11 protein-coding genes are annotated in these 12,634 nt (G+C 68.3%); 6 read left to right on the top strand and 5 right to left on the bottom strand.

What is annotated here, in order from left to right:
* Window position 1: 1 nt before the first annotated feature.
* On the bottom strand, window positions 2-1,213 hold the full coding sequence (locus tag GD1_RS10860; protein ID WP_059037021.1) for a cytochrome P450: 1,212 nt from the start codon (window positions 1,211-1,213) through the stop codon (window positions 2-4).
* Window positions 1,214-1,450: 237 nt separating this feature from the next.
* Here GD1_RS10860 and GD1_RS10855 point away from each other — a divergent pair, with 237 nt between their 5' ends.
* The 3 genes from GD1_RS10855 to GD1_RS10845 all read left to right on the top strand — a co-directional run bounded on the left by GD1_RS10855 (window position 1,451) and on the right by GD1_RS10845 (window position 4,934).
* Window positions 1,451-2,383 carry an AraC family transcriptional regulator gene (locus tag GD1_RS10855; RefSeq protein WP_059037020.1) on the top strand — a complete coding sequence of 311 codons (933 nt, stop codon included), beginning with the start codon at window positions 1,451-1,453 and terminating at the stop codon, window positions 2,381-2,383.
* 101 nt (window positions 2,384-2,484) lie between these two features.
* Window positions 2,485-3,726 (top strand): acyl-CoA dehydrogenase family protein, encoded by a 1,242-nt coding sequence (locus tag GD1_RS10850; RefSeq protein ID WP_059037019.1) that lies wholly within the window; start codon window positions 2,485-2,487, stop codon window positions 3,724-3,726.
* 74 nt (window positions 3,727-3,800) lie between these two features.
* Window positions 3,801-4,934 (top strand): acyl-CoA dehydrogenase family protein, encoded by a 1,134-nt coding sequence (locus GD1_RS10845; protein WP_059037018.1) that lies wholly within the window; start codon window positions 3,801-3,803, stop codon window positions 4,932-4,934.
* 12 nt (window positions 4,935-4,946) lie between these two features.
* Here GD1_RS10845 and GD1_RS10840 read toward each other — a convergent pair whose 3' ends face one another.
* The 4 genes from GD1_RS10840 to GD1_RS10825 all read right to left on the bottom strand — a co-directional run bounded on the left by GD1_RS10840 (window position 4,947) and on the right by GD1_RS10825 (window position 9,376).
* Window positions 4,947-5,984: a hypothetical protein gene (locus tag GD1_RS10840; RefSeq protein WP_059037017.1), complete on the bottom strand. Its 1,038-nt coding sequence runs from the start codon at window positions 5,982-5,984 to the stop codon at window positions 4,947-4,949.
* A gap of 102 nt (window positions 5,985-6,086) precedes the next feature.
* Complete coding sequence (locus GD1_RS10835; protein ID WP_373855309.1) at window positions 6,087-7,514, bottom strand: S1C family serine protease; 1,428 nt, start codon at window positions 7,512-7,514, stop codon at window positions 6,087-6,089.
* A gap of 132 nt (window positions 7,515-7,646) precedes the next feature.
* Complete coding sequence (locus tag GD1_RS10830) at window positions 7,647-8,456, bottom strand: ABC transporter permease (RefSeq protein ID WP_059037016.1); 810 nt, start codon at window positions 8,454-8,456, stop codon at window positions 7,647-7,649.
* Window positions 8,456-9,376: an ABC transporter ATP-binding protein gene (locus tag GD1_RS10825; protein WP_059037015.1), complete on the bottom strand. Its 921-nt coding sequence runs from the start codon at window positions 9,374-9,376 to the stop codon at window positions 8,456-8,458. The genes GD1_RS10830 and GD1_RS10825 overlap by 1 nt, the downstream gene beginning before the upstream one ends.
* A 126-nt stretch (window positions 9,377-9,502) precedes the next feature.
* Between GD1_RS10825 and GD1_RS10820 the strand changes: the two genes are divergently transcribed.
* The 3 genes from GD1_RS10820 to GD1_RS10810 form a co-directional block, all read left to right on the top strand.
* Complete coding sequence (locus tag GD1_RS10820; protein WP_059037014.1) at window positions 9,503-10,672, top strand: sensor histidine kinase; 1,170 nt, start codon at window positions 9,503-9,505, stop codon at window positions 10,670-10,672.
* A gap of 16 nt (window positions 10,673-10,688) precedes the next feature.
* Window positions 10,689-11,342: a response regulator gene (locus GD1_RS10815; protein WP_059037051.1), complete on the top strand. Its 654-nt coding sequence runs from the start codon at window positions 10,689-10,691 to the stop codon at window positions 11,340-11,342.
* 338 nt (window positions 11,343-11,680) lie between these two features.
* Window positions 11,681-12,634 (top strand): DUF222 domain-containing protein (locus GD1_RS10810; protein ID WP_169798190.1); only part of this gene is annotated, 954 nt, incomplete at its 3' end.

Below are 12,634 nucleotides of genomic sequence, written 5' to 3'. Positions count from 1 at the left end.
CTCACACCTCCCAGGTGACGTTCAGCGCGGTGGGACCGCGGAAGCCCCACCCCCAGAACTCGACGTCGGTGGTCAGATCGCGCTCGAGGCTCGGGATCGAGTCGAACAACTCCTCCAGTCCGATCCGGCACACGTGATTGGCGAAGTAGATCCCGGCGCACGCGTGCTTGCCCGCACCGAAGGCCAGATGCGGCAACGGCGGCCGGGAGATGTCGTACTCCGACGGCGCGGCGTAAGTGGCGGTGTCGTGGTTGGCCGAGCCGTACGACAGCAGCACCACGGTGCCCTTGGGCAAGGCCACCCCGGCCACCTCGACGTCGGCGGTGGAGATGCGGGCGGTCGCCGACCAGATCGGCGAGGTCCACCGCATGCCCTCGGAGATCGCCCGCGGGATCAGCTGCGGCTCGTCGACCACCTGCTCCATCTGGTCCGGGCGGGTGAACAGACCCACCAGCGTCGACGCCATCGCATGTCCCGGCTCCTGCATCGCGCCCAGCAGATACACGTAGAGCGTGGGGTAGATGTACTCGCGGTCGCGGGTCTGGCCCGCCGGCATACCGTCGTGCAGCCAGTGCGAGATGGCGGTGTCGTCGGGGTGCTCGATCCAGTGGTCGATCTTGGGGTCGACGATGGCCCGGATCTCCGCCTTGGCCTCGTCGCCTTCGCGGAAACCGTCGGGATTGGTGAACTCGCCGTTCTCGTCCACGCCGGCATTGGTGAACGAGCGTGACAGCTTGTGGAACCAGTCGCGCAGGGTGTCGGAGTCGACGTCGGCGAGTCCCAGCAGATCGCCGAGTGCGCGGACGCTGACCGGCTCGCAGTACTGCGAGACCAGTTCGACGTTCCCATCGTCCCCGAAGGTCTCCAGGAACCGGCGGGCGATCGGTCGCACCAGGTCGTCGATCCAGCGGTCCACCTCCTGCGGCTGCAGCGCCGGGTCGACCATCGACCGCAGGTCCTCGTGGATCGGTCCGTTCACGCCGATCACCGCGGGATGGCCGAAGGTCCGCCCACCCGCCTTGGTGATCACGGCCTCGAAGTCGTCGCTGGTGGCGATCTCGCGGCAGATGTCGGTGGTGGTCGCCACATACGATCCGAGCACCGGCAGGTAGGCCAGTGGCGACTCGGCGCGCAGCCGCTCGTAGATCGGGTAGGGGTTGCGCTCGAGTTGGCTCATCGTGATCTCGTCGATCCAGCTCAGTGTCGCGGTCATGGCGACCCTTCCTCTCCTCGGTGTGGTGTCGATCGGCGGGGGTGTCGGTGGGTTCCGATGGACTGGTGAGCTGACGGTAGGGCTCGGCGAGGCGGCATTTCGACACCGATTGCGCGACGTCGGGACGTTCTGCGCGGTCGAGATGTGACGGGCGTCGCACTCGGTGTGTCGTGTGAGGTAGACAGGAGATGGCCGACCCAGCCCGTCGGCCCTGACCGACCGAAAGACGCGTACTCGATGTCCACCGAACGCGACTGGGACGGCGCACACCGCGCCGTCGCCGAGGCATACTTCCCGCATGAGCTCACCGGACTCGACGGTTCCGAGGAGCTCGATCTCTCGCTGCGGACCGTCGAGTTGGGGCCGGTCACCATCGGCCGTCTGTCCTGGGGTGCCGATGTGTCGATCGCCTGCGAGTATCCGGGCGCCTACGAGGTCAACATCCCGCTGTCGGGCCGGCTGCACTCGACGGGGGAGGCCGGCGAGATCGTGTCCGTACCGGGCACGGCGACGGTCTTCGCCGCCGGTCGCGCCTCGCTGATCAGCCGGTGGACCGCCGACTGTGAGGTGCTCGGGGTGAAGTTCGACGCCGGCCACCTCGAGCGGGAGGCCGAGCGCATCCATGCCCGGCCCGCTGCCGGCCGGCTGTCCCTGCCCGCGCAGGTCGACGTCGCAGATCCGGCCGGGAAATCGTGGGTGAGTCTCATCGAGGCGCTCACCGCCCGCCGCTGCGAGCCCGGCGAGCCCTCGGATGTGCTGGCGAATCCACTTGTGGGACCGCAGATCGCGAGCGCGGTGACCGTGGCGTTCCTGCTCGCGGTGGACCCCGAACCGGTGGATGCCACCAGGGCGTTGCGGCCTCGTACGGTCAAGCGGGTGCTCGATGCGATCGAGGCGGATCCGACCCGGGCGTGGACCCTGGCCGAGATGGCCGGGCTGGCGCAGACGAGTGTGCGCCGATTGCAGGAGGCCTTCGCCGAGTACGTGGGCGCCAGTCCGACGGCAACCCTGCGCGACATCCGGCTCGCCCGCGCCCATGCCGACATCGAGGCCGGGGTCGCGACGGTCTCGGATGTGGCTGCGCGCTGGGGTTTCAGCAGTGCCAGCCGGTTCGCCGCGGCGTACCGCCGTCGGTACGGCCAGAGTCCGTCGCAGGCGCGGCGTCGCTGATCCGAGGGGTCACCCCTGTCCGATACGTGACCTGTGTCGTACATTGGTGCAGATCATATATTTGATAGATCGGCGCGGGAAGCGATGAGAGGTGGCACGGGATGGACGTGACGTGGTCAGACGAGGACATCGCGTTCCGCGATGAGGTGCGCGCCTTCCTGGACGCCGAACTCACCCCGGAACTGCGGTCGGCGGGACGCCTGCGCACCAGCGTCTACACCGACCACGAGGCATCCATGCAGTGGCAGGCCGTCCTGCACCGCCGGGGCTGGGCCGCACCGGCCTGGCCGGTGGAACACGGCGGCTGCGACTGGACGCTCACCCAGCACTACATCTTCAGCCGCGAATCGGTCCTCGCCGGCGCTCCGGCGTTGTCGCCCATGGGAATCCGGATGGTCGCCCACGCGATCGTGGCGTTCGGCACCCCGGAACAGAAGGCGTTCTTCCTGCCCGGAATCCTCACCGGCGATGTCTTCTTCTGTCAGGGCTATTCGGAACCGGAGTCCGGCTCCGACCTCGCGTCGCTGTCGATGGCCGCCGTCGACGACGGCGACGACCTGGTGTGCACCGGCAGCAAGATCTGGACCACCCATGCGACCGAGGCGAACTGGATGTTCTGCCTGGTCCGCACCTCTCGCACGGGCAAGAAGCAGGAGGGGATCACCTTCCTGCTGATCGACATGACCTCACCGGGGATCGAGGTGCAGCCGCTGGTGATGGCCTCCGGGGAGAAGGTGCAGGCACAGGTCTTCTTCGACGGGGTACGCGTGCCCAAGAAGAACGTGCTCGGGTCGATCGACGACGGCTGGACCGTCGCCAAGTATCTGCTCGTCTTCGAGCGCGGCGGCGGCGCTGCGGCCCCGGCACTGCAGGTGATGGTGGAGAACCTCGCCGAGCATGCCGCGACCGTCACCGGCCCGTCCGGCGCTCCGATGGTCGACGAGCCGGCCTTCGCCGCGAAACTCGCCGACGTCCGGGCCCGGGCCAAGGTGCTCGAGATCCTGGAATACCGTGCCCTGGCCGACATGAACGCCGGCCGCAATGCCGGCGCCATCTCGTCGATGCTCAAGATCCTGTCCACCGAACTGAGCCAGCACATCACCGAACTGGGCGTCGAGGCGGCCGGCCCCCGGGGACGCGTCTACCAGCCGCACGCCACCAAACCCGGCGGGCCGATCGAGGACTACACCCCGCCGGCCGACGGTCATGTCAGCGGCGCCGACTGGCAGGCCGTGGCCCCGCTGCTCTACCTCAACGACAGGGCGGGCTCGATCTACGCCGGCAGCAACGAGATCCAACGCAACATCCTGGCCAAGGCCGCACTCGGCCTGCCCCAGTTCTGATCCCGGCGCCCATCGCCGAAACCTGGTCTCTCCCCGCCTGATCCGCACCGTCCACGACTCGAACAGGACCTCCGATGGATTTCGATCTCACCGCCGAACAGCAACTGCTCGCCGACGGACTCTCCCGTTTTCTGGCCACCCGCTACGGTCTCGAGGAGAGCCGCAAGGCCGCCAAGATCGGTGCCGGGTGGCAGCCCGAGGTGTGGCGTGCCTTCGCCGACGAACTCGGGGTACTCGGCGCCTGCCTGCCCGAATCGGTGGGCGGCGACGCCGGCGGACCCGAGGAACTGATGGTGGTGACCGAGGCGCTCGGCGCGGCGCTGGTCGTCGAACCGTTCGTCGACACCGTCGTCCTCGGGGCGCGCCTGCTGGCCCGCACCGGGCATCCCGGCGCACTCCAGCTCGCCCGCCGCGTCGTCCACGGGGATGCGCTGCTCGCGCTGGCCGCCCTCGAGGACGGTTCCGGCGGTGTGCCGACCCGGGTGACCACCACCGCCACCCGCGCCGACGACGGCTGGGTGCTCGACGGCGCCAAGCCGGTGGTGACCACCGCGCCGCTGGCCTCACACCTCATCGTCGTGGCCCGGTTGGCCGACACCGATGACCTCGGGCTGTTCCTGGTGCCCGCCGGCGACGATGCCCCGGCCGGTCTGGGTATGCAGGTCTTCCGCACCGTCGACGACCGGCGCGCCGCCGATGTGGCCTTCGACGGCGTCCGCGTGGGGGCCGATGCGCTGGTGGTGTCGGGAGAGCAGGCCACCGCACTGCTCGAGCAAGCCTGGGACGAGGGCACCGCGGCCGTGGTGTCCGAGGCGGTCGGACTGATGCGCAAGGTGCTCGCCGACACCGTCGAGTACACCAAGCAGCGCCAGCAGTTCGGACGTCCGCTCGCCGGGTTCCAGGCCCTCGCACACCGCATGGTGGACATGTACATCGAACTCGAACAGGCCGTGGCCGCACAATATCTCGCGGTGCTGAGCCTCGACGCCCCGGCTGCCGAGCGGGCATCGGCGGTGTCGGCGGCCAAGGCCACGATCAGCCGCGCGGCACGGTTCATCGGGCAGAACTCGGTGCAACTGCACGGCGGCATGGGGATGACCGAAGAACTCGCGATCGGCCACTACTTCCGGCGCCTGACCGTCATCGAGAACGAATTCGGTTCGGCGGATGCACATCTGGCACGGTTCGAGCGGCTGGCGCGCGCCTGACGCCGGGGTGCGCTAGTCGGCCGTCGTCGGCAGTGTGCCGCGGCTGAGCATCTCCCGACCCAGGAGCTGCCGGACCGACGGCAGTCGCGAACTGGAGACGGCCAGTACCGACAACAGGATCCAGATGAGGGTGCCGCTGGCGAGCATCAGCAACTGCAACGACCACGACGGTGCGCCGAACCGTTCCGTCGCCGATTCCCGCGCCCAGAGACGCCAGTAGATCATCAGGTTGACCGTCAGGCCGACCCCGTAGGAGATGCCGAACGAGAGCAGGTAGGCCCGCCAGGTGCCGTCGTGCAGGCGGGCGCCGAGCGGCTCGTGCCGCAGCGGGCTGATCACCGACAGCAGATTGCCCACCCCGAGCCAGATGAGCACCATCACCACGAACTGGTCGATGACGGCGATCGTCTCGAGGTCGGTGGTCACCGCGAGCAGGGCGATCACCGGCGCGGCGGCCACCGTCACCAGCCCGCCCATGGTGAGGTTCTTGGCGATCAGGATGCGCCACAACCGTTCCCCGTCGGCGAGCTCGCCGAGCACGCGGTCGGCCTCGAAACACAGGGCATTGGTACACACCACGCTGCCGATCACCGCGCCGAACAGATACAGCGACAGCGAACCGCGTTCGGCGTAGTCGGCCCACCCGGTCAGTCGGTAGAACACGACCAGCGCCAGGCTGGTGGCGAGGGTGATGACCACCCGGATCAGGATCGAATGGGGCCGGTCGCCGAAGACATGACCCACCTCGCTCCCGGTCCGTGCGACCAGCCGTCGGGCGGCCATGCGGGCATGGCCGAGTGGGGAGGTCGGGTCGTCGTCACCGCCGACGACGTCACCGACGGCGTCGAGGGCCTGCGCGAGAACGAGCCGTGTCCGCCGGACCGCGACCACAGCGTCGGCGATCGATGCCGCGGTGAGCGCGGACGGCGCGGCACCGTCGGCCTGGGCGACGGCGGCGCGCAGACGGCCGGCGTCGGCGACGATGTCGTCGGCATCCTCGGACATCGCACGCAACGGGTCGCCGGGGCTGCGCGGCGGGGCGGGACTCATGGACAACACCTAAGCACCCGCCGCGGACGAGTTGCACAGGGCAGGTCTGTTTCTGCGCCCCAACCGATCGCCGGAACAGCGCGATCACCGGGCCGGGCCGGATCAGTGCAGGCCGCGCTGCGGGAGCGTGCTCTGGGGAACGGTGGTCTGCTCGGTGTCCACCACACTGCCCAACGTCACCGTCACGGTGTGCTCGGAGCCGCCGCTGCGCACCGTGAGCGGCACACTCTGGCCGGGCGAGTAGCCCAGCACCGCCGCCATCAGATCGGCGTAGGAGCTGATCCGCTGGTCGCCGACCTTGGTGATCACATCGCCCGACGAGAGCCCCGCCGCAGCGGCCGGACCATTGGCCTGTACGTCGGTGATCTGCGCACCGGAGGTCTGGGTGGTGGCCGCCGCGTTGGTGGCGGCGATCGAACCGGTCACGCCCAGAACGGGTTTGGTGGCCTGCCCGTTGTGCAGCAGTTCGTTGGCCACCCGGCTGGCGGTGTCGATCGGGATGGCGAAGCCCAAGCCGAATGCCTGCACGCCGTCGGAGGCACCCGAACCGGTGTCGACCGCCGAGTTCACCCCGATCACCTGCCCTTGCAGATTGACCAGTGGCCCACCGGAATTGCCGGGATTGATCGGGGTGTCGGTCTGCAGCCCGTTGTAGACGGTGACCTGCGATCCCTGCCCGTCGCCGGCGGTCACCGTCCGCGACAGGGCACTGATGATCCCCGACGTCACCGTGTTGGACAGGCTCTCCGGACTCCCCACCGCCACCACCTGTTCGCCGACCTGGAGATCGGCCGACGAACCGATCGGGGCCGGGGTGAGACCGCTGACCCCGCCGAGCTTGATCACCGCGAGGTCATAGGACGGTGCGGTGCCGACCACGGTGGCCGGATGCGAGTCCTGGTCGGCGGTGGTCGCCGAGATGGTGGCCCCGGAACCGAGCGCGGAGACCACGTGATTGTTGGTGAGGACATATCCGTCCTGGCTCAACACGATCCCGCTACCCACCGCGACTCCCTGGGCGCCGGTCACCTGGATGTCGGCGGTGTACTTCGACGCCGCCTGTGCCGCATAGGTGATCGAGCCCGGCTGTGACGGTGCGGCCGGGGTGGGCGCCGCGGTGGTGAGGGTCGGTGCGGTCGACGACGTGCCGACCGCGGTGTGGTCGAGGACGGCCTGCCCACCGAGGGCGACCGCCCCGCCGAGGAGTCCGGCGATCAGCGCTGTGGCGACGATCGGGGTGGCCGAGCGTCGGCCGGTCCGCTGCGATCCCGGCGGGGGTGTCGGATATCCGGGGATCGGCTGGGTGGCGTTCGGCCGGCCCGGATGTGGTTGCCCCGGATAGGGATGTCCCGGCTGTGGTTGTCCGGGACCAGGCTGTCCGGGACCGGGTTGCCCGGGATGCGGTTGCGCCGCCTGCGGTCCGGGCGCTTTGTGGTCGCCGGGCTGCGGGTCGGGCTGGTCGGGGTTCGGCTGTTGCGGGTGCGGCGGGGGAAACGACGACGGCGGCACCGGGGGAGTGGGATGAGTCACTCCACCACGGTGCCGACGGTCGCTGAGAAGAATCCCGGTGAAGTCCATAGAATCGGCTGACCTTTTCCTGACGACCACCCGCACGGTGGGCAAACCGTGTCGTCGGCGTCGCCGGCCGCCTCACCGTGGCGGCTACTTGACCTCGCTGCGCAGAATCCGCGCGATCCCGAACGTCAGCGGTAGTGCGATCCAGATGATGCCGGAGACGATCAGTTTGGTCCACTCACCACCGGTGGCCCAGTCCTCGGTCTGGAACGCGGCATTGGTGGAACTGACGTCGACCCAGGCGCCGATGTTGCGGCCGAACCACGGCACCAGCTCGGTGGCCAGCGACAATGCCGTCGGGAGCGCGAAGTAGGCGACGATCGCACCCGGTGTGCTCAGGATCAGCGCGGCGAACCCGAACCCGAGCAGCAACCCGAACAGTTGCAGGACAAGGGCATTGACCAGACCGGCACCGGTGAACGTCCACGCGCCGGCGGGGTCGGCGGCGATGATCCCGGCGACCACGTTGGCGACCGCACCGAGCAGCAGGGACAGCGCCACCGCGACGACCGCGGCGATCAGCATCGTCAGCAGCTTGGCGATCACGATGCGCTGTCGGCGGGGTTCCATCGTGAACGTCGTCAGGGCGGTGCGCTGACTCCATTCTCCGGTCACCAGCAGGATCGCCATGACCGGCAGGATGATCCCGGTGGGGATGTTCATCATCCCGAAGAACTGGCCGAAGTACAGGTTGGAGGGGTCGTTGCGGTTGGCGATCAGCATCGCCACCGCCACGACCACCGAGATCACGCCGATGGATGCGGCCAGCCAGAAGCCGGCCCGGGTGTCGGTGAGCTTGCGCAGTTCGACGGTGACCAGGCGGCTCATCGGGATCGCGCCCGCCCGGGATGCCCGCGGTGTGGCGGGCAGATCACGTGTGTTGGTCAGGGTGGTCATCACAGGGCTCCTGCGGTCAGCGGTTGTTCACGTTGGTCGGCTGCGGTGAGGGACAGGAACATCTCCTCCAGGCGGGCGCCGTCACCTGCGCGTAGTTCGGTGAGGGCGATGCCCTGTACGGCGGCGACGGCGCCGACGTCGGCGGGCTGCGCGTCCACGTTGAGCCCTCCGCCGGTCGCGGCCTGTGCCCGGAGTCCGGCGGTGATGAGGGCGGTGGCGAGGGCGGTGTCGTCGGTGGACCGGACGACGGTGCCGGTGCCTGCGAGCAGTTCGGCCTTGGTGCCCTGCGCGACGATCCGGCCGTTGCCGATCACCACGAGGTCGTCGGCGACGATCTCGATCTCGTGCAGCAGATGCGAGGACAGCAGTACCGTTCCGCCGCGGTCGGCGTAGTCGCGGAGCAGACCACGCATCCAGTGGATACCCGCCGGGTCGAGACCGTTGGCCGGTTCGTCGAGGATCAGGATGTGCGGATCGCCCATGAGCGCGTTGGCCAGGCCGAGCCGCTGCCGCATGCCGAGGGAGTAGTTGCGCACACGGCGCCCGGCCTCCTCGGGGGTGAGGCTGACCAGCTCGAGCATGTCGTCGACGCGGCTGCGCGGCACCCCGATCGTCATGGCGCTCAGCCGCAGGATCTCTTCGCCGGTGCGTCCGGCGTGCTGGGCGGAGGCGTCCAGCAGCACGCCCACCTCGGTGGCCGGGTTGTCCAGATCGCGGTAGGTGCGGCCGTCGATGGTGGCCCGGCCGGCGGTGGCGGGGGTCAATCCGGCCATGATGCGCATGGTCGTCGACTTGCCGGCACCGTTCGGCCCGAGGAAGCCGGTGACCTGCCCTGCCCGGCATGCGAACGAGATGTCGTCCACTGCGACGTAGTCGCCGTATCGTTTGGTGAGGTTCTCCACGGTGATCATGGCATTCATGGTTTCGCGGGTGGCCGGTCCACCACATCGGCCACGAGGCTCGAATCGGGATCAGCCGAAAGTCGGATACCACCCCCACCCCTGGGATGAGGCGTATCCGGGGTGACCCCCATTACGGTGAGGGGCATGCGCCCGGAGGACTATCAGCCACCATTGACCAGATGGGGGCATCTCTGGCGGCTGCTGCTGATGCTGGTGATCTCGGCGGTCGCCACCGCCGGTCGGCTCGAGTACCAGATCGAGCATGCACGGTGGTGGTTGGCGATCGACCTCTTGCTCGGGGTCGTCGGTCTGATCGCGGTGTGGTGGCGCCGGGCCCATCCGGTGGTGGTGTGCACCTTCACCGCGCTGGCCAGTGCGGTGTCGATCACGGTGTCGGGGCCGGCCGCGCTGGCGCTGGTGTCGTTGTCGACGCGACGGCGATGGCGAGAGATCGTGCCGCAGGCGGTCATCGGCATCGGCGCGGGCGTGCTGGCCGAGCGGATCGTCCCCGGACCGACGGCGCCGTCGCCGGAACCGATGTTCCTGATCGTGGTGCTGACCGTGGCGATCGTCGGCGCGCTGATCGCCTGGGGCCTCTACATCGGTTCGCGCCGTGAGCTTCTCGCGAGCTGGCAATCGCGGGCGATGCTCGCCGAGCAGGAACAGCAGGCAAAGATCTCGCAGGCGCGGTCGGTGGAGCGGGCCCGCATCGCCCGCGAGATGCACGATGTTCTCGCACATCGGATCTCGACGGTCAGCATGTATGCCGGTGCGCTGGCGTTCCGCGACGACCTGTCGTCGGAGGAGATCGCCCAGACCTCCCGCACCATCGAGGAGAACTCCCGGCTCGCGTTGACCGAGCTGCGAGAGGTACTCGGGGTGTTGCGTGAAGGCCCCGGCGACGCCGATCCCGAAGTCCCGCAGGTTCGTCCGGCCGACATCGATGCGCTGATCGAGGAGAACCGGGATGCCGGTATGCGCGTCGGGTACACCCGATCGGCCGACCTCGACGCGGTGTCGGCGAGTACCGTCCGCACCCTGTATCGCTGCGTCCAGGAGGGCCTGACCAACGCACGCAAACACGCGCCGGCGTCGACGGTGACCGTTCGGATCGAACCGGCCCGCGCATCCGGGATCGACCTGCTGGTGGTCAATCCGCTGCCGATCGGCGACGCGCGGACGTCGTTGCCGCCGTCCGGTCTGGGGTTGATCGGCCTCGGCGAACGGGTCGCGCTGAGCGGTGGCCGGCATTCGGTGACCCGCACCGACGACGCGATGTTCATCCTGCACGTCTGGCTACCGGCGCAGGACTGAGAGGAGAATGCACGCGGTGAGTGCACGCATCATGATCGTCGACGACGACCCGTTGGTCCGTTCCGGACTGAAACTGCTGCTCGGCGGAACCCCCGGCCTGCAGATCGTGGCCGAGGCCGCAGACGGGCGCGCCGCCCTGGAGACACATACCGCCGAACCGGTGGAAATGGTCCTGATGGATCTGCGCATGCCGGTGATGGACGGGATCGCTGCGACCGCTGCCCTGAAGTCAGGGGAGAATCCGCCGGCGGTGATCGTGCTGACCACCTTCGACGCCGACGACTACGTGGTCCGGGCGCTCGCCGTCGGCGCCGACGGCTTCCTGCTCAAGGACACACCGCCCGGCGAGATCGTCGACGCCATCACCGGCGTCCTCGACGGTCGGCCCGCATTGAGTCCCTCGATCACCGCCGCCCTCATCCGGCAGGTGGTCGACGGTGGTGACACCGGCGGGACCGCGGCGGCGCAGGATGCGTTGTCGGCGCTCACCGACCGCGAGCGCGACGTCGCCATCGCCCTGTCCCGCGGCGCGTCCAACGCCGAGATCGCCGCCGACCTGCACCTGTCCGTCGCCACCGTCAAGGCCCACATCTCGCACATCTTCACCAAACTCGACGCCACCAATCGCGTCCAGGTCGCGATCCTCGTCCACGACGCGGGTCTCGTCTGACGTCGGCCGAGTTCTGGCTCGGCCCCTGCTCTGTCTTCGAAAGTGATTGTTGCGTCAGGGTGTTGAGCACGATGTGGAGCGGAGCGACGTGTCGTGTCGAAACCTCCGCCGGTCGAGGTACTCAACCCAACCAACAGGTCGCTGGTTGGTTTCGACATGTCCAACCGGCGGGCCAGGGCACCCTCTCGCTGCCAGGCCGGTCGTCGCTTGGGTTGAGCAATGAGGACGGGGCGGACGTCGAAACCAATCCGGTGAGCTGACGATGTCGGCATCCCAACAGCCCCACAGGTGAACCCGAACCCCCAGGGTGAACAGGTTTCGCAACTTATCCACAAATCTTGTTCTACTTGCCAATTCGGCTGATCATCGCCTATACGTTCGCTACGATGGAATACATGCAGGGGGAGCTGGACACCGTGATCGACATACTCACCAACTGTCGTTTCGATCAGACCGGGCAGATCGTCTTCGCGGACATGCAGAAACTGGTCACCATACGCAACCTCGTCGACTCGCTCACCGCCGCCGGGGCTGGTCATCTCGACCGGCTGGGTTTGGCACAACGGCGCGGCCACAAACCGATCACGTTGCTGATCGAGATGGGACTCGCGCCCGCCGTCGCCGCACGCATGCAGCGGATCGGCACCTCGGCGGTGGTGGAACGCACGCTGAAACATGCTGCTGACGGTGCGATCTCGGGTGAGCATGTGGACGCGATCGTGCGCGGGCTCAACCAGATCGGCTTGCGTGCCGGGGAGGCTCCGACTGCCGAGACCTGGGCCGAGTTCGAGGGCGACCTGTTGGCGCAGGTGTTGTCCGGGGCGAAACCGGCTGAGGTGATGGCACGAGCACATCAGTTGGGGGACCATCACTCGTCGGATACCGAGGGTGGGCGCCCGGCGAACGAGGACCGCAATCTGAATGCCCTGGATATCGGGCGGACCGATGATGGGCGGGTATCGGTATCGGGTTCCCTCGATGTTGTTGTCGGGGAGAAGTTGGCGACGGCGATCGAAAAACTCTCGGCCCCAGTGCCCCAGCCGGATGGTTCGAAGGACCCGCGTGAAGCTCCTCGACGTCGGGCTGACGCGTTGGAGATGGTTTTGGATATGGCCGCTGGTGCGGGGGATCGGTCGGTGACCGCGCTACCTGCGGCGTTGATCAATCTGTCGGTGCCCGCGGATACACCCGACAAGTCGGCGTTGGCGTTTGGTGGGTCGATCACCCACAACACCCTGCTCGAAACGAGCTGTGACGGTGTGGTGGTGATGACCATCGTCGACGGCGAACAC

It is taken from the genome of Gordonia desulfuricans NBRC 100010, from assembly GCF_001485495.1.
Taxonomy (GTDB): Bacteria; Actinomycetota; Actinomycetes; order Mycobacteriales; family Mycobacteriaceae; genus Gordonia; species Gordonia desulfuricans.
The sequence above is the reverse complement of the archived record's forward strand: the minus strand, read 5'-3'. Positions and strand labels throughout refer to the sequence as shown.

Bases quoted from the DNA above. Each gene is read 5' to 3' on its own strand.
- GD1_RS10845 (WP_059037018.1), top strand. From the start codon at position 3,801: ATGGATTTCGATCTCACCGCCGAACAGCAACTGCTCGCCGACGGACTC.
- GD1_RS10820 (WP_059037014.1), top strand. From the start codon at position 9,503: ATGCGCCCGGAGGACTATCAGCCACCATTGACCAGATGGGGGCATCTC.
- GD1_RS10855 (WP_059037020.1), top strand. From the start codon at position 1,451: ATGTCCACCGAACGCGACTGGGACGGCGCACACCGCGCCGTCGCCGAG.
- GD1_RS10840 (WP_059037017.1), bottom strand. From the start codon at position 5,984: ATGAGTCCCGCCCCGCCGCGCAGCCCCGGCGACCCGTTGCGTGCGATG.
- GD1_RS10850 (WP_059037019.1), top strand. From the start codon at position 2,485: ATGGACGTGACGTGGTCAGACGAGGACATCGCGTTCCGCGATGAGGTG.
- GD1_RS10860 (WP_059037021.1), bottom strand. From the start codon at position 1,213: ATGACCGCGACACTGAGCTGGATCGACGAGATCACGATGAGCCAACTC.
- GD1_RS10830 (WP_059037016.1), bottom strand. From the start codon at position 8,456: ATGACCACCCTGACCAACACACGTGATCTGCCCGCCACACCGCGGGCA.
- GD1_RS10825 (WP_059037015.1), bottom strand. From the start codon at position 9,376: ATGAATGCCATGATCACCGTGGAGAACCTCACCAAACGATACGGCGAC.